The organism is Roseovarius sp. 10 (genome assembly GCF_033100315.1).
Classification (GTDB): domain Bacteria; phylum Pseudomonadota; class Alphaproteobacteria; order Rhodobacterales; family Rhodobacteraceae; genus M30B80.
In genome coordinates, this window is sequence record NZ_JAWLVH010000001.1 from 138,341 (window position 1) to 156,890 (window position 18,550).

Annotated in this window: 14 protein-coding genes; 8 read left to right on the forward strand and 6 right to left on the reverse strand. The window is 57.8% G+C overall.

Features of this window, described 5'->3' with window-relative positions; translation table 11 throughout:
- Window positions 1–33: 33 nt before the first annotated feature.
- The 4 genes from RYZ18_RS00685 (at window position 34) to RYZ18_RS00700 (ending at window position 5,974) form a co-directional block, all read left to right on the forward strand.
- Window positions 34–750: an RlmE family RNA methyltransferase gene (locus RYZ18_RS00685; protein WP_317654418.1), complete on the forward strand. Its 717-nt coding sequence runs from the start codon at window positions 34–36 to the stop codon at window positions 748–750.
- An 87-nt stretch (window positions 751–837) separates the two neighbouring features.
- Window positions 838–2,292: an IMP dehydrogenase gene (gene guaB, locus RYZ18_RS00690; RefSeq protein WP_317655777.1), complete on the forward strand. Its 1,455-nt coding sequence runs from the start codon at window positions 838–840 to the stop codon at window positions 2,290–2,292.
- A gap of 9 nt (window positions 2,293–2,301) precedes the next feature.
- The gene (locus RYZ18_RS00695; protein ID WP_317654419.1) at window positions 2,302–3,471 is read left to right on the forward strand and encodes an RsmB/NOP family class I SAM-dependent RNA methyltransferase; all 1,170 of its coding nucleotides are present in this window, start codon (window positions 2,302–2,304) and stop codon (window positions 3,469–3,471) included.
- Window positions 3,472–3,571: 100 nt separating this feature from the next.
- Window positions 3,572–5,974, forward strand: coding sequence for an ATP-binding protein (locus RYZ18_RS00700; protein WP_317654420.1), 2,403 nt, complete (start codon window positions 3,572–3,574; stop codon window positions 5,972–5,974).
- Here the strand turns inward: RYZ18_RS00700 and RYZ18_RS00705 are convergent.
- The gene (locus RYZ18_RS00705) at window positions 5,945–6,520 is read right to left on the reverse strand and encodes a gamma-glutamyl kinase (protein WP_317654422.1); all 576 of its coding nucleotides are present in this window, start codon (window positions 6,518–6,520) and stop codon (window positions 5,945–5,947) included. The genes RYZ18_RS00700 and RYZ18_RS00705 overlap by 30 nt on opposite strands.
- Window positions 6,521–6,729: 209 nt before the next feature.
- Here RYZ18_RS00705 and recA point away from each other — a divergent pair, with 209 nt between their 5' ends.
- The 3 genes from recA to RYZ18_RS00720 all read left to right on the forward strand — a co-directional run bounded on the left by recA (window position 6,730) and on the right by RYZ18_RS00720 (window position 10,938).
- A complete protein-coding gene (gene recA / locus RYZ18_RS00710) occupies window positions 6,730–7,800 on the forward strand; it encodes a recombinase RecA (RefSeq protein ID WP_317654423.1) in 1,071 nt (356 codons plus the stop codon).
- Window positions 7,801–7,979: 179 nt separating this feature from the next.
- Entirely contained in the window at window positions 7,980–10,646 is a 2,667-nt protein-coding gene (gene alaS, locus RYZ18_RS00715; RefSeq protein ID WP_317654424.1) for an alanine--tRNA ligase, read from the forward strand.
- A 1-nt stretch (window position 10,647) separates the two neighbouring features.
- Window positions 10,648–10,938, forward strand: a complete 291-nt coding sequence (locus RYZ18_RS00720) for a DUF1330 domain-containing protein (RefSeq protein WP_317654425.1) — start codon at window positions 10,648–10,650, stop codon at window positions 10,936–10,938.
- A 77-nt stretch (window positions 10,939–11,015) separates the two neighbouring features.
- Here the strand turns inward: RYZ18_RS00720 and gltA are convergent, their stop codons facing one another.
- Both gltA and gltX read right to left on the reverse strand, forming a co-directional pair.
- Complete coding sequence (gene gltA, locus RYZ18_RS00725; protein ID WP_317654426.1) at window positions 11,016–12,308, reverse strand: citrate synthase; 1,293 nt, start codon at window positions 12,306–12,308, stop codon at window positions 11,016–11,018.
- 104 nt (window positions 12,309–12,412) lie between these two features.
- Window positions 12,413–13,819 (reverse strand): glutamate--tRNA ligase, encoded by a 1,407-nt coding sequence (gltX, locus tag RYZ18_RS00730; protein ID WP_317654428.1) that lies wholly within the window; start codon window positions 13,817–13,819, stop codon window positions 12,413–12,415.
- Between the two features lie 114 nt (window positions 13,820–13,933).
- On the opposite strand from gltX, the gene RYZ18_RS00735 reads away from it, so the two are divergent.
- On the forward strand, window positions 13,934–16,054 hold the full coding sequence (locus RYZ18_RS00735) for a ComEC/Rec2 family competence protein (protein ID WP_317654429.1): 2,121 nt from the start codon (window positions 13,934–13,936) through the stop codon (window positions 16,052–16,054).
- A 9-nt stretch (window positions 16,055–16,063) separates the two neighbouring features.
- Here the strand turns inward: RYZ18_RS00735 and lexA are convergent, their stop codons facing one another.
- The 3 genes from lexA to moaC form a co-directional block, all read right to left on the reverse strand.
- The gene (gene lexA / locus RYZ18_RS00740; RefSeq protein ID WP_317654430.1) at window positions 16,064–16,771 is read right to left on the reverse strand and encodes a transcriptional repressor LexA; all 708 of its coding nucleotides are present in this window, start codon (window positions 16,769–16,771) and stop codon (window positions 16,064–16,066) included.
- A 106-nt stretch (window positions 16,772–16,877) separates the two neighbouring features.
- Window positions 16,878–18,065, reverse strand: a complete 1,188-nt coding sequence (gene glp, locus RYZ18_RS00745; protein ID WP_317654431.1) for a gephyrin-like molybdotransferase Glp — start codon at window positions 18,063–18,065, stop codon at window positions 16,878–16,880.
- Window positions 18,062–18,544, reverse strand: a complete 483-nt coding sequence (gene moaC, locus RYZ18_RS00750) for a cyclic pyranopterin monophosphate synthase MoaC (RefSeq protein WP_317654433.1) — start codon at window positions 18,542–18,544, stop codon at window positions 18,062–18,064. The genes glp and moaC overlap by 4 nt, the downstream gene beginning before the upstream one ends.
- Between the last annotated feature and the right edge of the window lie 6 nt (window positions 18,545–18,550).

The following is an 18,550-nucleotide window of genomic DNA, read 5'->3' on the forward strand; positions in this document are numbered from 1 at the left end:
TAAGCGGGGGAAAGAAGCGAGTTGGAACCTGAGATGACCAAAACCCCCACAGGAAAAAGCGGCAGCGGGCGCGGCGCGCGGGATTTGCGTGTGAAGGTCAAAACCGCGCGCGGGCGGAAACTCAGCTCAACCCGTTGGTTGGAGCGGCAGTTAAACGACCCCTATGTGCAGCGCGCCAAGCGCGAGGGCTATCGCGGCCGCGCGGCGTTTAAGATCATGGAATTGGATGACAAGTTCCGCTTTCTGGTGCCAGGCGCGCGGGTGGTTGATTTGGGCTGTGCGCCGGGGGGATGGTGTCAGGTGGCCGTGCCTCGGATCAACGCGTTGGGCGAGAAATCAGGCAAGGCCATTGGCCGTATCATCGGTGTTGATCTGCAAGAGGTCGAAGCCATCGCAGGCGCAGAGCTGCATCAATTGGATTTTATGGAAGATGACGCAGATGAAAAGGTCAAAGGCTGGCTTGGCGGCAAAGCCGATGTCGTGATGAGCGATATGGCCGCAGCCTCGTCAGGGCATAAGCAAACCGACCATTTGCGCATCATCGCCTTGTGCGAGGCCGCAGCCTATTTCGCCTTTGATGTGTTGGAAGAGGGCGGCACATTTGTAGCCAAAGTGTTGGCAGGGGGCGCGGAGGGCGATTTGCAAAAGATCCTCAAACAGCGCTTTGCCAAGGTGGCAAATGTGAAACCAGGCGCGAGCCGCGCGGATAGTTCCGAGAAATTTGTGGTCGCCTCAGGATTTCGCGGCTGAGATTTTTTCCCAATTGGGGCTTTCCCTCAGGGCTTATGCATGAGATAGGGCAGTGCCAATTGAAACTCCCGCAAGGAGAGATGCGTGATGGAGATTCGTGAGGCCCTTACCTTTGATGATGTTTTGCTGCTGCCTGCCGCGTCTAGCGTGCTGCCCTCGACTGCAGATACGCGCACGCGGGTGACAAAATCGATTGCGCTGAACATCCCGCTTTTGTCTTCCGCTATGGATACAGTGACCGAGGCGCGCATGGCGATTGCAATGGCGCAGGCAGGCGGTATGGGGGTGATCCACCGCAATCTTACGCTTGAGGAACAAGCCCGCGAGGTGCGGCGCGTCAAACGGTTTGAAAGCGGCATTGTCTATTCCCCCGTCACATTGACCCCAGATCAGACCTTGGCCGATGCCAAGGCCCTGATTGAGCGGTATAATTTCACGGGCTTTCCTGTTGTGGATGAAAAGGGCCTCGTGGTGGGGATCGTCACCAACCGCGATATGCGCTTTGCGACATCTGACGAGACGCCTGTGCGCGCGATGATGACATCTGATAATTTGGCGATGCTGCGCGAACCTGCAGATTTGGAAGAAGCCAAAAGCCTGATGAAGGCACGGCGGATCGAGAAGCTGTTGGTTGTCGATAAATCGGGCAAGCTCACGGGTCTTTTGACCCTGAAAGATACTGAGAAAGCAGTGCTGAACCCCAACGCCTGCAAAGATGATTTAGGCCGTTTGCGCGTGGCCGCCGCCACAACCGTGGGTGATGCGGGCTTTGAGCGTTCGGAGGCGTTGATTGACGCGGGCTGTGATCTGATCGTGATCGACACAGCGCACGGGCATTCCGAGGGCGTGGCCCATGCGGTTGAGCGGGTTAAGAAACTGTCCAATGCTGTGCAGGTCGTGGCGGGCAATGTCGCCACAGGCGATGCCACTCGCGCCTTGATTGATGCAGGCGCAGATGCGGTCAAAGTGGGCATTGGCCCCGGATCCATTTGCACCACGCGGATTGTGGCGGGCGTTGGTGTGCCGCAATTAACCGCGATCATGGATTGTGCCGAAGCAGCCGCGGCCTCTGGCACGCCGATCATTGCTGATGGCGGTATTAAATTCTCGGGCGATTTTGCCAAGGCGATTGCCGCAGGCGCCTCTTGCGCGATGGTGGGCTCTGCTATTGCGGGCACAGATGAATCCCCTGGTGAGGTGATCCTCTATCAAGGTCGCTCGTTCAAATCCTATCGCGGGATGGGCAGTCTTGGCGCCATGGCGCGCGGCTCAGCGGATCGCTATTTCCAAAAAGATGCCGCCTCTGACAAATTGGTGCCCGAAGGCATCGAGGGGCAGGTGCCCTATAAAGGCAGTGCCAATGCGGTTATCCACCAGTTGGTGGGCGGTTTGCGCGCGGCGATGGGCTATACGGGCTCGGCCACTGTGGATGAGATGCGCAAAAACTGCCAGTTCGTGAAAATCACCAATGCGGGCCTGCAAGAAAGCCATGTGCATGATGTGCAAATCACCCGCGAGAGCCCCAATTACCGCGTGGGCTGAGGCGCGCGCGTGACGCCTGCTGCGCGATATCAGGCCGCGATTGAGGTCTTAGACGCCATTCTTGCGGGCCAAACCCCTGAACCCGCCTTGCGGGCATGGGGCAGGTCTGCGCGCTTTGCAGGGTCAAAAGACCGCGTGGCCATTAGCGATCATGTCTATGATGTGCTGCGCAATCGGGGCCGCGCGGCGGCCCTTGCGGGATGCACCGTCCCGCAGGCTACGGGGCGCGCGCTGATTTTGGGGCTTTTGCGCCTGCAAAATGTGGCGGTTGAGGATGTCTTTGGGCAGATGCCATACGGCCCTAGCGCGCTTTCGGCGGATGAGGCGAAGGAACACCCAACCCCCGATATTTTGAGCGATACGCCCGATTGGCTGTTGGCGCTGCTCAAGGCCGAATTTGGGCCAGACTTGGAAGGCTTGCTTGCCGCCATGTCCACGCGGGCGCCTGTCTATCTGCGGGTAAATACGCGCAAGACCACGCCTGAGCATGTGATTGCCGACTTGGCCCAAGCGGGCGTGCACGCGATAGCCGACCCACGCCTTGCCACCGCGCTTGAGGTGCAGACGGGCGCGCGCAAAATTACCGCCACAGCCGCCTATCAGGCAGGTTTGGTCGAGGTGCAAGACCTGTCTGTGCAGATGGCAATGGCCGAGATTCCAGTGCCCCAAACAGGGCGCATTTTGGATTATTGCGCAGGCGCAGGGGGGAAATCTTTGGCCATTGCCGCGCGCAGTGATGCAGATCTGACATTACATGATAAATTCCCCAAACGCATGGGCGATGTCGCCTTGCGCGCCGAACGGGCGGGGATGGTCTATCAAACCCGCGAAGATGCGCAATTGGATCACGAAGTCCAATTTGATGTGGTTCTTTTGGATGTGCCCTGTTCTGGCAGTGGAACATGGCGGCGTGATCCGATGGTGCGGTGGCGGATGACACCCGAAACTCTGGCCGCCTTGCAGAGTGAGCAAGCGCAGATCTTGGATCGGGCGGTGACCCTTACCGCGCCGCGCGGCCTTATCATTTACATGACCTGTTCGCTGCTGCGTGCGGAAAATGAGGATGCGGTGCATGCGTTTTTGGCGCGCCACCCGCAGTTTGACCTGCTTCAGTCACGCCGATTTGATCCGCGCAATGCCTCGGACGGGTTCTTTTTTGCCGTGTTACAGGCAAAATAAAGCATCTTCGCGCGCTGCCGCGCCTTTCGCGTAAATCTTAATCAATCGTTAATTGTTTGGGCCGATGCTGCGTGAAAAAACGTGAACACGGAGGCGCGGCTTGTCAGATCAAGCCAGTATAGCGAGCGGGCAAACCAAGCCGCGGTTTGGTCAATTTTCTCCTGTTCTTTTGACAGTTCTTTTGGTGCTTGGGATTGTGACCCTTGGCTTGGGCCTGACCTATGCGGGGCGCACGACCTCTATGTCACCGCTGTGGTCGGTCGCGCTGATTTGTGGGGCGGGCGGGCTTTTGGCCGCTTTGATCCCTGCCTTATGGGCACAATCGCGCCGTGATGCAGATTTAAGGGCCTTGGCCAAGGTCTATCACGGCGATGTTGATGCGGTTTTGATCACCGATAGTCGCGGTAAGTTGGAACATGCCAACCCGTCTGCGCATACTATGCTGCGCCTGCAAGGATGTGATCGTATTGATCTGGCCTTGGCTCAGCGTCTGCCCAATGCCGCGGCGGTTGTTGCCCGTCACCTGGCGCAATTGGATCAAGATCTCGGCGCGCAAATCCCCGCACGCGAGGTGCTGCGGCTTTCAAAGGGCGGTTTGCGGCTGGCGCTGCACAACACGGGCGATTTCGTCATCTGGCGCATTGAATTCATGGAGGCGCGTGGCGAAATTTCGGGCTTTGGTGCAGGGTTGGGCCTGCCCGCGCTTCTTCTATCCGCCGAAGATGAGGTTTTGGCCATTAATGATGCCGCAATCGCGCGGCTTATGGCGCGCGATGGGAAAAAGATCGAAAGATTGGCGGATATTGTCGATGACTTGCCCTTGAAATCGGGCCAGACCCATCGGGTGCATTCCCCGCGCGGGGTGGTGGACATGCGTGCGGCGCTTGCAGCACGGGTTGATGGGACGCGGGAATTGTTCTTGCTTGGCCCCGATCACCTGCCACGCAATTCTACGGGCCTATCTGAGGTGTTTGATGCCTTGCCTGCAGCCCTATTGCATGTTGCGGGCGATGGTCAGGTTCTGGTCGCCAACCGCGCGGCGCAACGGCTTTTGGCGATTGAGGCGGGGGGGGATCTCGGCCCCCTTGGCAATCTGGTCGAAGGCTTAGGCCGCCCCGTGCGCGACTGGGTGGCTGATGTTCTCGCTGAGCGCGTGCCAAACCGCCCCGAGATGGTGCGGGTGCGCAATCGTGATGATGATTGCTTTGTGCAAATCACCCTAGGGCGTGTTGTTGCTGAAAATGCGCCTGCGGGGTTGGGGGGGGATACACTCTTGGCGGTGTTGCATGATGCGACCGAATTAAAGCAACTCGAGGCCCAATTCGTGCAGAGCCAAAAGATGCAGGCTATTGGCGAATTGGCAGGTGGCGTTGCGCATGATTTCAACAATGTTCTGACCGCAATTAGCGGCCACACGGATCTTTTGTTGCTGCGTCATGATCAAGGTGATCCTGACTTTTCGGATATCGAACAAATCCGACAAAACACCAATCGCGCCACCGCCCTTGTGGGGCAGCTTTTGGCCTTTTCGCGCAAGCAAAGCTTGGCCCCAGAAGTGGTCGATTTGCGCGATTGCCTGTCTGATCTGGGCCATCTTCTAAATCGATTGGTGGGCGAGACTGTCAGGCTGCGCATCGCGCATGATCCTGCGCTTATGCCCATTCGGGCGGACCGGCGCCAATTTGAGCAGGTGGTGATGAATTTGGTGGTAAACGCCCGTGATGCTATGCCCGAAGGGGGCGAAATCACGGTCGAGACGAAAATGGTGACGCTTGATGCCCCCTTGGCGCGCGACCGCGCGCTTGTGCCAGAAGGGCGCTATGTGACCTTGCAAGTGCGCGATCAAGGCACAGGCATTGCCCCTGACAAGCGGGACAAGATTTTTGAGCCGTTTTACACAACCAAAGGCGTGGGGAAGGGCACAGGCCTTGGGTTGTCGATGGTCTATGGCATCATCAAACAGACGGGCGGGTATATCTTTGTCGATAGCGAGTTGGGGCAGGGGGCAACATTTACGATTTACTGCCCTGCATATGATCCTGCGGCAGCCCCGCCCGTAGACACGCCAAATGCGGCCACCCCGCAGGCGCCTGCGCCCGCAAAGCAATCCAAGGGACGGGGTGAGAAAATCTTGTTGGTCGAGGATGAGCCGCCCGTGCGCGCTTTCGCCGCCCGCGCGCTGCGCCTGCGCGGCTATGAGGTGGAAGAGGCTGAGAGCGCGGAAGCAGCCCTTGAAAAGCTGCGCGCCCCAAATTGCGAGGTTGATTTATTCATCAGCGATGTCGTGATGCCGGGGCGTGATGGCCCCTCTTGGGTGCGCGAGGCGTTGGAAACACGCCCGCAAACCCCTGTCGTGTTCATGTCGGGCTATGCGGAGGATGTGTATCAAAAAACCTTGGGCGAGATCCCCAATTCTGCCTTTTTGCAAAAACCCTTTGCGCTGGCCGACCTCTTGGCCAAGGTAGAGCATCAATTACAAACGCGCGCAGAGCGCCTCCCATAGTGCGAATTCCTCGGGCCGCTCTGCCCTGAGGCGCGCCTCAAGCCCCTTGGGCAATTCCAATGGCAGGCTTGGCGAGACATTGCGCCGCTCTAGCTGCAGCGACACCCCCAATCTTTGTTCCAAAAACGCGACTGCCCGATCCATTTGATCATATCGAAACAAGTGATCGACCCCGATCTGCGCCGTGTCCGTGCCCAAAAAACGCGCCTGCGCGCCGATTTGTGCAAAGGCAGGGGGGGTATCAAGCAACCACGCCTCAACAAATTCGGCGAAACTTACATCAGCGGTGGAATTTGGTTTTCCCCTGATTTGATCGCGCCGTCTGTAGCGATACCAACTTCCAAGCCAGTCAATGGGTTCGCGCATGATGGCCATGGTTTCATGCGGCTGCTTGCCGCGCGCCTCGAAAAACGGGGCAAGCTGCGCCTTATAGCGCGACACCGAGACATGTTTCATCCCCGGCGGGTCAAGAATCGCCGCACTCGCATAGGGCAGGGCTGCGGCCTCTAATGCGGTTGTGCCTGTTTTTGGCACACTGAAAAGCACCAGTTTCTGCTTAAAAAACAAGAGCATATTAATATTATCGCCAAGGGCGATCCCCGTAACCACTTCTTTACCATTCACCGTAAAACATGGGCCTTGCAAGATTTTACTTGAAATGTTCTCTTTTTGTTTGCATTTATGTCTGAGAACAAGAGGTGAACACGGGCAAGCATTGCCGCCTTGGCAGCAGTGTGAAATAAGGAGCCAAACCAATGGCAATGGCGGATATTCTGGACATGACGGATCGCAACGCGGCGGAAAAGCAAAAGGCACTCGACAGCGCCTTGGCACAGATCGAGCGTCAATTTGGCAAGGGCTCGATCATGCGCCTTGGGGGTGAGAACGCCATCCAAGAAATTGAGGCGACATCGACAGGCTCGCTCGGGCTCGATATCGCCCTTGGGATTGGGGGTCTGCCAAAGGGGCGGATCATCGAAATCTATGGCCCTGAAAGCTCGGGGAAGACCACGCTGACGCTTCACGCGGTCGCGGAAGAGCAAAAGAAGGGCGGGGTATGCGCCTTTGTCGATGCCGAACACGCGCTTGACCCACAATATGCCAAAAAATTGGGCGTGAATTTGGATGATCTTCTGATTTCTCAGCCCGATACAGGGGAACAGGCGCTTGAAATCACCGATACATTGGTGCGCTCTGGCGCGGTTAGCCTTGTGGTGGTGGATTCCGTTGCAGCGTTGACCCCGAAATCCGAACTTGAGGGTGATATGGGCGACAGCTCGGTCGGGGTGCATGCGCGCCTGATGTCTCAGGCGATGCGCAAACTGACAGGTTCCATCGCGCGCTCAAACTGTATGGTGATTTTCATCAACCAGATTCGCATGAAAATCGGTGTGATGTTTGGCAGCCCAGAAACCACCACAGGTGGTAATGCGCTGAAATTCTATTCATCCGTGCGTTTGGATATCCGCCGCATCGGCGCGATCAAGGATCGTGACGAGGTTGTCGGCAACCAAACCCGTGTGAAAGTGGTCAAAAACAAGGTGGCTCCTCCGTTCAAACAGGTGGAATTCGACATCATGTATGGCGAGGGCATCTCGAAAACGGGCGAATTGCTTGATTTGGGTGTTAAGGCAGGCGTGGTTGAGAAATCAGGCGCTTGGTTCTCTTACGGGGACGAGCGGATTGGACAGGGCCGCGAAAACGCCAAGCAATTTCTGAAAGACAATCCAAGCATGGCTTTGGAAATCGAGGACAAAATCCGTGCCGCCCATGGGTTGGAATTCGGCATGGATGACAGTGATGACAGCGCAATGGTTGAGGATTAATTCCCCACTCCTTGCGTCAGCACAATTTCGCGCGTAGCCCCAATCGGGCTGCGCGCGTCTTGCATTTTAGGCCCTTGAAATTTCCATCCCCGCCCCAAGTTTTTGTCCTGTGGACAGTGCTTTGACAAACTTGTATCCCACGCAGAACCGATGGATTTAGTCAGAAAGACCGCGTGCTCATGGCCAGTTTGAACGATATTCGCTCAACCTTTCTCAAATATTTTGAACGCAACGGCCATGCCATTGTCGAAAGCTCGCCGCTTGTGCCGCGCAATGACCCGACTTTGATGTTCACCAATTCGGGCATGGTGCAGTTCAAAAACGTCTTCACAGGGCTTGAGCATCGCGACCCGCCGCGCGCCACCACGGCGCAAAAATGTGTGCGCGCGGGCGGTAAGCATAATGACCTTGATAATGTCGGCTACACGGCGCGCCATCACACGTTTTTCGAAATGCTTGGGAATTTCTCCTTTGGTGATTACTTCAAAAAAGAAGCCATTCCCTTTGCATGGGAATTGATCACCAAGGATTTTGATATCGACCCGAAACGTCTTTTGACCACGGTCTATCATACCGATGATGAGGCGTTTGAGATTTGGAAAAAGGTGGGCGTGCCTGAGGATCGGATCATCCGCATCGCCACATCCGACAATTTCTGGCAGATGGGGCCAACAGGCCCTTGCGGCCCTTGCACCGAGATTTTCTATGATCATGGCGACCATATCTGGGGCGGCCCTCCTGGATCAGCCGAAGAAGATGGCGATCGTTTCATCGAGATTTGGAACGTGGTTTTCATGCAAAATGAGCAATTCGCGGATGGCTCGATGGTGCCTCTTAAGATGCAGAGCATCGATACCGGCATGGGTCTTGAGCGGATTGGCGCGCTTTTGCAGGGCAAGCACGACAATTATGATACAGATCTGATGCGCGCCTTGATTGAGGCTTCCGCGCACGCAACATCCGTTGATCCAGACGGGCCAAAGAATGTGCATCACCGCGTGATTGCGGATCACTTGCGCTCGACCTCATTCTTGATTGCGGATGGGGTTATGCCCTCAAACGAGGGGCGGGGGTATGTGTTGCGCCGCATCATGCGCCGCGCGATGCGCCACGCCCATCTTTTGGGCGCGCAAGACCCGTTGATGTATCGCCTCGTGCCTGCTTTGGTCAGCCAGATGGGGCAGGCCTATCCCGAGCTTGGCCGCGCGCAGGCGCTGATCACCGAGACGCTTAAGCTTGAGGAAGAACGCTTCCGCACCACGCTTGATCGTGGGCTTAAACTGTTGGATGAGGCCCTTGTCGATCTGCCCGAAGGGGCCGCTTTGGCAGGTGAGACGGCGTTCAAACTTTATGACACATATGGCTTTCCGCTGGATTTGACCCAAGACGCTCTGCGCGAAAAGGGCCGCAAGGTCGACACAGACGGGTTTGACCAAGCGATGGAGGCCCAAAAGGCCAAGGCGCGCGCCGCATGGTCGGGGTCAGGCGAGGCGGCAGATGCCGCAATTTGGTATGATCTGGCCGATCAACATGGCCCGACCGAATTTTTGGGCTATGACACGGAACAAGCCGAAGGTCAGATTTTGGCCCTTGTTTCTGACGGGGCCGAAGTGAATGCCGCGGCAAAAGGCGGCGCTGTCACGCTGATCACGAACCAAACCCCGTTCTACGGCGAAAGCGGTGGTCAGGTCGGCGATACTGGTCTGGTTAAGACCGATACGGGCCGCGCTGAAATATCAGACACCAAAAAGGTTGCGGGCCTGTTCTTGCATATCGCCAAGGTGACAGAAGGCGAGATTAAGACCGGGCAGGCCGCGGAATTGGTTGTGGATCACAGCCGCCGCAGCGCCATTCGCGCGAACCATTCGGCCACGCATTTGTTGCACGAGGCCCTGCGCCGCGCGCTCGGCGATCATGTGGCGCAGCGTGGTTCATTGAACGCGGCGGATCGTTTGCGCTTTGATTTTTCGCACGCCAAGGCGCTCAGCACCGAGGAATTGGCGCGGGTCGATGCCGAGGTGAATGAATTCATCCGCCAAAACGCGGCTGTTGAGACACGGATCATGAGCCCTGATGCGGCGCGTGATTTGGGGGCGCAGGCGCTCTTTGGTGAGAAATACGGCGATGAGGTGCGCGTGGTCTCCATGGGTAAGCTTGCAGGGTCGGGCAAGGGCAGCGATGGAGCGACCTATAGTCTTGAACTGTGCGGCGGCACCCATGTGCGCCAGACGGGCGACATTGGGCTTTATGTGACGCTCGCGGAAACCGCTTCTTCCTCGGGTGTGCGGCGCATTGAGGCGCTGACGGGGCAAGCGGCCTTTGATTATTTGGCGCAACAAGATCGCATCCTCAGCCAGCTTGGCGGGATGCTCAAGGCGCAAGGGCCTGATGTTTTGGCCCGTGTCCAGTCCTTGATGGAGGAGCGCCGCGCGCTTCAGAATGAACGCGACCAATTGCGCCAACAGCTTGCGCTTGCGGGTGGTGGTGCGGGGGCCAAAGAGGTCGCTGCCGAAGATATCGGCGGCATCGCCTTTTTTGGGCAGGTGGTTGCAGGTGTTACTGGCAAAGATCTGCCCAGCTTGATTGATGCGCATAAGGCCAAAATCGGCTCTGGCGCGGTTCTTTTGATTGCCGAAGCCGATGGCAAGGCCGCAGTGGCCGCAGGGGTCAGCGATGATCTGACCGCGCGGCTTAGCGCCGTTGATCTGGTCAAGGCAGCCGTTGAGGCGCTTGGCGGCAAGGGCGGTGGTGGCCGCGCAGATTTGGCGCAAGGGGGGGCGAAGGATGCCACCCAAGCCGATGCGGCGCTTGCAGCCGTGCGGGATGTGATTAAGGGAGTATCATAATATGGCAGGGGCATATTGGGTGGCGCATGTCACCGTTACAAATCCAGAGGAATATGCGCGCTATGCCGAATTGGCAGGCCCCGCGATTGCGGCCTTTGGTGGCAAATTCTTGGCCCGCGGTGGTGAGGTGATCATCAAAGAAGGGCAGGGTCATGCGCGCAATGTGGTGATCTGGTTCCCCAGTTTGGCCGATGCCAATGCCTGCTATGACAGCCCCGCCTATCAAGAGGCGATGGCATTTGCCAAGGACAGCTCAATACGCGAATTGGTCTTGATTGAAGGCGTGGAATAATCCACCGCGTGCCCTCAACGACACAAAAAAGCCGCCCCCTAGAGAGCGGCTTTTCTTCTTCCGTCTAAAGTGGTGCCTTAGCGCTTGGCGATATCGACATAATCGCGCTTGGTTGGGCCCGTATAAAGCTGACGCGGGCGGCCAATTTTTGCCGCAGGATCGTTCAGCATTTCTTTCCACTGTGCAATCCAACCCACTGTGCGGCTGACCGCGAAGATCGGGGTGAACATTGAGGTTGGGAACCCCATCGCATCCAAAATGATGCCCGAATAGAAATCCACGTTTGGATAGAGTTTCTTATCCGCGAAATAGCTGTCCTCAAGCGCGATTTTCTCAAGTTCTTTCGCAACTTGCAGGGTTGGATTGTTCTCAACACCCAACAGATCCAGCACCTCATCGGCGCTTTCCTTCATCACCTTCGCGCGAGGGTCAAAGTTTTTATAGACGCGGTGACCAAAGCCCATCAGGCGGAACGGGTCATTTTTGTCTTTCGCGCGGGCAATATATTCGGGAATGCGATCCACAGTGCCAATTTCGCGCAGCATTTCAAGGCAGGCTTGGTTCGCACCGCCATGCGCAGGCCCCCAAAGGCAGGCAATACCCGCCGCGATACAGGCAAACGGGTTTGCCCCAGACGAGCCCGCCAAACGCACCGTTGAGGTCGAGGCGTTTTGTTCGTGATCTGCGTGCAGCGTGAAAATGCGATCCATCGCGCGGCTTAGCACAGGATCAGGCACATATTCCTCGGCGGGCACGGCAAAGCACATCCGCAAGAAATTGGTCGCATAATCGAGGTCATTGCGTGGATACACAAAGGGCTGCCCGATGGAATATTTATAGGCCATCGCAGCAATGGTTGGCATTTTCGCGATCATACGGATCGAGGCCACTTCGCGCTGCCAAGGATCCGCAATATCGGTGCTGTCGTGATAGAAGGCCGACATTGCCCCTACGACACCCACCATTGTCGCCATTGGATGCGCGTCACGGCGGAAGCCACGGAAGAAATTATGCATCTGTTCGTGGATCATAGTGTGACGGGTCACGCGGGTCTCGAAATCTTCCAATTCGGCCGCTGTCGGCAATTCGCCATAAAGCAAGAGGTAGCAAACCTCGAGATAATGCGAATCTTTCGCCAGTTGGTCGATCGGGTAGCCGCGGTGCAAAAGTTCGCCCTTGTCGCCATCAATAAAGGTGATCTGGCTTTCGCAAGACGAGGTGGAGGTAAAGCCTGGGTCATGGGTGAACACGCCCGCTTGGCCATATAGTTTGGTGATGTCGATGACATCAGGCCCTGCTGTGGGGCTGTAGACGGGTAGATCGAAGTCGCGATCATTGATGCTGAGTTTGGCCGTTTTCGTGTCAGTCATGACGTTCCCTCTCGCTTTGCCGCGCAAAACACGGGGTTTGCACGGGGGGTGTTGACGTATCTGGCCGTAGCATGCGCTTGGGGCCTCATTGGTGCGGGTCTGGTTTAATCCGCACCAACCGTTGCATCCGTAAGTCGGGCAATGGATTCGTCCCGACCCAGCACGAGCATCATATCAAAGACGCTCGGTGAAACTGTTTGTCCCGACAAGGCCGCACGAAGCGGTGCTGCCAATTTGCCAAGCTTGGTCTCATGCGCCTCGGCGACTGCGCCGATCAGCGTTTCAAGACCCTCACGCGTCCACGTAGCATTCTGCAACTGCGCAGTCAATGATTTCAGTATACCACGGGATACATTATCCAGCGCCCCTAAGGCCTTTTCATCAGGTTTTATTGGTCTTTCGTTCAAAACAAATGCGGCCTTCATCAAAAGCTCAGGCAGGGATTTGGCGCGATCCTTTGTGCAATAGAGCGCGGATTTGAGGCCATCTTTCTGCGATTGCGAAAGGGCGGGCTGATTGGCCGCTGCGAGATATGTTTCAATATCCCCCAAAAGCGCGGCATCTTCCATCTGTGCGATATGCCATTGGCAGACATTTTCGAGCTTTTTGAAGTCAAGCCGCGCAGGCGATTTGCCAATGCCGCCCAGATCAAACCATTCGGTCGCTTGGGCATCGGTGAACAATTCATCATCACCATGGCTCCATCCCAGACGGGCGAGATAATTGCGCATTGCGGCAGGCGGGTATCCCATCGCGGCATATTCCTCGACCCCCAAAGCGCCGTGACGTTTGGACAGTTTTTTGCCGTCTGGCCCGTGGATCAGCGGGATATGTGCCCAAATCGGTAAATCCCATCCCATTGCGTGATAAATCTGGCTTTGCCGTGCGGCATTGTTGAGATGGTCATCGCCACGGATCACATGGGTCACACCCATGTCATGGTCATCGACCACCACCGCCAACATATAGGTCGGGGTTCCGTCCGAGCGCAGCAAAACCATATCATCCAACTGTGCGTTGCCGATGGTGACACGCCCCTGAACCTGATCTTCGATGATGGTTTCACCATCACGCGGCGCGCGCAGACGGATCACAAAGGGCGCGTCAGGGTGGGTTTCAGGGGCCGCATCCCGCCACGGGCTTTGATAAAGGGTGGATTTGCCTTCGGCCCGCGCCGCCTCGCGAAAGGCTTCGATCTCGTCTTGGGTGGCAAAGCATTTATAGGCCTTGCCATTTTCCAGCATCGCGCGCGCCACTTCGGCATGGCGGTCTGCGCGCTCAAACTGGCTGATGGGTTCCCCATCCCAATCGAGGCCAAGCCAAGCCAAGCCCTTTAAAATGGCCTCTGTCGCCTCTGGGGTCGAGCGGGCGCGATCCGTATCTTCGATCCGAAGCAGGAATTTTCCACCCCGCCCGCGCGCGTAAAGCCAGTTGAACAAGGCCGTGCGCGCGCCGCCAATATGCAAATACCCCGTGGGCGAGGGGGCGAAACGTGTGACAGGCTGGCTCATCGGCTTTCCTTTCGCGGGTTTGGGCGGTGGCCCTTAACCCTTCTCTTACAAACTTACGGCTAGGTTTGGCCCTGTGTTTAGGCACTCCGCAACAGGGAAACAAGGGCGCAGAACGTGCCGATTGCAGCACCACATCCACCGATCCACATCTGGACGCGCCGCCTTGGGTTTCGCGCTTTTGTTTCTAACCTCCGCGCGCAAGCCCAAGATCGATTTTTATGGGTGCCGGTCTTTTTGGCCGCAGGCATTGCAGCATATTTTGCGCTGCCTGTGGAACCTGACACGGGCACGCGCATCGCCGTTTTTGCAGCGGGGCTGTGCTGCGCAGCCCTTGGTGTTTGGGCGCGTGGCGGGATTGCGCTGATCTCTATTGGGCTTTCACTTTTCTTAATGGGGCTGTCCCTTGGGGCATGGCGCGCGCATCAAATGCAGGCTCCTATCTTGGGATGGCCATATTACGGCGTGATTGAGGGGCGGGTGGTGATGCTTGACCGCTCGGCCTCAGAGGCGCCGCGCCTGACTTTAGACCGCGTCACCATGGCCCCCATCAGCCCCCCCAGAACGCCAGACAGGCTGCGCCTGTCTTTGCATGGGCAATCGGTGCAAGTGCCGCAAATTGGCGATATCATTCGGATTGAGGCGCGCGCCTTGCCGCCATCGCCCGCATCAGAACCGAATGGGTTTGATTTCCAACGCCATGCCTATTTTCTGGGGCTTGGTGCCGTTGGCTACAGCCGCAAAGATTTCGAAGTGATTGACCATGATCCATCGGGCCTGTGGTTGACCCGCGCGCGGCTTGATCTTTCGCGCGCCATTCAAGCACGCATGCAGGCGGGGGCAGGGGGATTTGCCGCCGCGATTTTAACAGGGGATCGCGCGGGCCTGATCGCCACCGATGTCGAGGCGATGCGCGACACCAATATCGCCCATCTCCTTGCAATATCTGGGCTGCATATGGGGCTTTTGACGGGGTTTGTTTTTACGGCCTTGCGGGTGATCTTGGCCCTTTTTCCGCGCGTGGCGCTCTACTACCCGACCAAGAAATGGGCGGCTATTGCAGCCCTTGCTGCGGGCGGGTTCTATCTGGCCCTTTCGGGCGGGTCAGTCGCGACCGAGCGCGCCTATATTCAGGTCGCGGTCATGTTCACGGCGGTTCTCTGTGATCGGCGGGCGATTTCACTGCGCTCTGTTGCGATTGCAGCTTTGATCGTGCTGATCCGCCGACCCGAGACATTGTTATCGCCGGGCTTTCAGATGTCATTTGCGGCCACGGCGGCGCTTGTGGTTGGGTTTGGGGCCTTGTCGCGCCTGTTTACGGGGCGGACGGGCCCGCGCTCTTGGGGGTGGCGGTTGGGAATGGCAGTGTTAGGGGTGGTTGTCTCATCCATTCTTGCAGGGGCAGCAACTGCGCCTTTTGCGGCGATGCATTTCAACCGCCTCACCACCTATGGCTTGGTCGCGAATTTGATTGCGATGCCGATCATGGGCATTTTGGTGATGCCATTGGGGGTTGTGGCAGGCCTGCTTGCGCCTTTTGGTCTTGCCAATTTGGCGCTCTATCCGATGGAGCAGGGCCTGACCCTCATCTTATCCGTGGCGCATGAGGTGGCGGCATGGCCGCGTGCGGTGCGTATGGTCGTCAGCCCCGCACCGCTTGTCATGCCCGTTTTCGCGGCGGGGTTTGTGGGCGGATTGATTTGGAACGGGCCAATGCGGGCCGCCTTTCTCTTGCCCATGGGAGTGGCCCTTTGGATTTCGGGCCAAAGCCCGCGACCAGACATCTTGATTGCCCCTTCAGCGCGTCTTGTCGGGGTGATGGATGCGGCGGGCCTACGTGTGCCAAGCCATGCGCGCGGCGAGAGGTTCGTGGTGGATCTCTGGCTTGAAAACGATGGGGATCGCGCGACCCAACCCGAGGCGGCTGCACGACCGCTTTGGCAGGCGGAGGGGGCAGGGCAGGCTGCCACCGTCAAAGGGTATCGTGTTTGGCACGGGCGGGGCGAGGCGGCCTTGGCGGATGCCCTTTCTGCCTGTGGGGCAGCGGATGTTGTGATCCTTGCCGCCCGTCTAAACCCATCGGATAGTCCGGGGCCTTGCCTATTTTTTGATGCGCGCGATATGGCCCGTGCAGGCGCTGTGGCCTTGCATTTGCCCCAAGGGGGTATCGGCCCAATTGCCATAGAAACAAGCCGCGCATCACAGGGTGCGCGGCTTTGGTCTGGCAGGTCACGATAAAAGGGGGGGTCAGTAAACCCGCACCAAGCCAACAAGGCGACCTTGCACTTTTACCTGACCTTCGGGCAGAACACGGGTTTCATAGGCAGGGTTGGCCGCCTCAAGCGCGATCATATTGCCCTTGCGGCGAAAGCGTTTGAGCGTGGCCTCATAGCCTTCGACCAAGGCCACAACGATGTCACCATTCTCGGCGCTGTTGCGTTCTTCGATGATGACCATATCGCCATCATTGATGCCCGCCTCAATCATAGAGTCGCCTTTAACCTCTAGCGCGTAATGCGCCCGCCCTGCGGCCAACATGGAGGCAGGCACGCTGACATGATGCGAGATATCCGCCAAAGCCTCAATCGGGGTGCCGGCTGCGATGCGGCCCATCATTGGCAATTCGCTGACCCCGCGGGTCTCAACCGCTTGCGCGCGGGCGGGCGGGTCGACCCTGTCCCCCTCGATCACGCGGGGCGCAAAGCCTGCTTTGGCCCCAGTGCCAAATTTCTGCTCTAACGCATCGGGCAGTTTTACAATCTCCAGCGCGCGGGCCTTATGGGCCAGACGGCGGATAAAGCCCCGTTCCTCAAGGGCCGTGATTAGACGATGGATGCCCGATTTCGAGCGCAAATCCAGCTCATCCTTCATCTCGTCAAAACTGGGGGGAACACCGTCCTTTTGCATGCGGCGGTGGATGAATTCCAACAGGTCTAGCTGCTTTTTCGTCAACATCTCGAACGGGCCTCTGCTCATGCATCGCTTGGCGTGATGCGGTTATGTTCGATGAATGTTCTACCCTTGTTCGCCTATTTTGTCAACGCCCCTGCGATTTTAGGTGTTAAAGGCTGAGGTAATCAACAAGATCACCTGCCTTGCGCGGCCCGTCATGCGGGGGGCGGATCAACAAGGCACCCGCCTCGGCGAAAATGGTCAAGAGCGCGCTGTCTTGGCTTGTAAAGGGGGCAATATGTGGCAGCGCCGCCCCCTTTTGCGGCGCGAGGCTCGCGCGCATGTAATGGGCGCGGGGGCCATTGGCGGGCAGATCCGTTGACAGTCGCGCCTGTTTGGTGCGGCGCGGGGATTTGGGCAGGCCTTGGAAGGCGCGCAATTGCGGCACCATGAAAAGATGCCCGCACACCATGGCGGATACGGGGTTTCCTGGTAAACCCAAGAGGGCCGCATCCCCCATCCGCCCCGCCATCAGCGGCTTTCCCGGGCGCATCGCAATTTTATAAAAGCTGCGCTCAAGCCCCAGATCTTGGGCCACGGCGCCAACCAAATCATGATCGCCCACCGATGCACCGCCCACAGTGACAATCAAATCCGCGCCTTTTGCCATCTCAAACGTGGCGGCAAGGCTGTCGCGCCTGTCGCGTGCAATCGGCAAAAGGCGCACGACCGCGCCCTCAGCCTCGGCCATTGCGGCCAAACCATAGGTGTTTGAGGCAATGATTTGATCAGGGCGCGGGGTTTCACCGGGGCTGACCAATTCATCCCCTGTGGCAATGATTGCCACCTCAGGGCGGCGATAAACCGAGAGGCGCGGCGCATTCATGGCCGCGGCCAAGGCCAGATCCGCAGGGGTCAGGCGGCGTGGTGGGGTCATCTCTGCCCCTTCTTTGAAATCAGCGCCCGCAGGGCGAATATGGGGTGCGTCATCCACTGCATTGATCTCGATATGATCCTCTGAGGTGGTGACATCCTCTTGGATCACAATATGATCGGCCCCTTGCGGCAGGGGGGCGCCCGTGAAAATACGCACCGCCTCACCTTGGCCAATCTGGCCCTGCCAGGCTTGTCCTGCGGGGGCCGCACCCACCACCCGCAGCCGCGCGCCAAGGCACAAATCCGCTTTGCGGATTGCATAGCCATCCATCGCAGAGGCCGCAAAGGGCGGCTGATCACGCATCGCCACAACAGGCCGCGCCAAAACCCGCCCCGCTGCATTGCGCAAGGGGATATCTTCAACCCCCAAGGGCTGCGCTAAGTCCAAACACTGCGCGAGGGCCTCACTTACGGAAATCATTGCGCCTCGTATTTCCCTGACTTACCGCCATCTTTGAGCAGCACGCGCAGCCCGCCGATTTCCATCGCGCGGTCGGCGGCTTTGAGCATGTCATAGACCGTCAGCGCGGCGGTAGAGGCGGCGGTCAGCGCCTCCATCTCAACCCCCGTTTGGCCCGTGGTTTTCACAATCGCCACGATCCGCACCCCAGGCAGGGCGCTGTCTGCCTCAAGCGTCAAGGCCACTTTTGACAAGGATAAAGGATGGCACAACGGGATCAAATCGGCGGTTTTCTTCGCCCCCATGATCCCTGCAAGCCGCGCGACCCCCAAAACATCGCCCTTTTTCGCAGTGCCACTTTCCACAAGCGCCAATGTCTCAGGGGCCATGCGCACAAAACATTCGGCCATCGCCACGCGATCAGTCGCGTCTTTGGCAGAGATATCCACCATATGCGCCTGTCCGTCTTTGTCGAAATGGGTCAGTTTTTGCTCGCTCATGCCGCC

Coding starts and splice junctions, on each gene's coding strand:
- RYZ18_RS00685 (WP_317654418.1), top strand. CDS start 34: ATGACCAAAACCCCCACAGGAAAAAGCGGCAGCGGGCGCGGCGCGCGG.
- guaB (WP_317655777.1), top strand. CDS start 838: ATGGAGATTCGTGAGGCCCTTACCTTTGATGATGTTTTGCTGCTGCCT.
- recA (WP_317654423.1), top strand. CDS start 6,730: ATGGCAATGGCGGATATTCTGGACATGACGGATCGCAACGCGGCGGAA.
- alaS (WP_317654424.1), top strand. CDS start 7,980: ATGGCCAGTTTGAACGATATTCGCTCAACCTTTCTCAAATATTTTGAA.
- RYZ18_RS00720 (WP_317654425.1), top strand. CDS start 10,648: ATGGCAGGGGCATATTGGGTGGCGCATGTCACCGTTACAAATCCAGAG.
- gltA (WP_317654426.1), bottom strand. CDS start 12,308: ATGACTGACACGAAAACGGCCAAACTCAGCATCAATGATCGCGACTTC.
- gltX (WP_317654428.1), bottom strand. CDS start 13,819: ATGAGCCAGCCTGTCACACGTTTCGCCCCCTCGCCCACGGGGTATTTG.
- lexA (WP_317654430.1), bottom strand. CDS start 16,771: ATGTTGACGAAAAAGCAGCTAGACCTGTTGGAATTCATCCACCGCCGC.
- glp (WP_317654431.1), bottom strand. CDS start 18,065: ATGATTTCCGTAAGTGAGGCCCTCGCGCAGTGTTTGGACTTAGCGCAG.
- moaC (WP_317654433.1), bottom strand. CDS start 18,544: ATGAGCGAGCAAAAACTGACCCATTTCGACAAAGACGGACAGGCGCAT.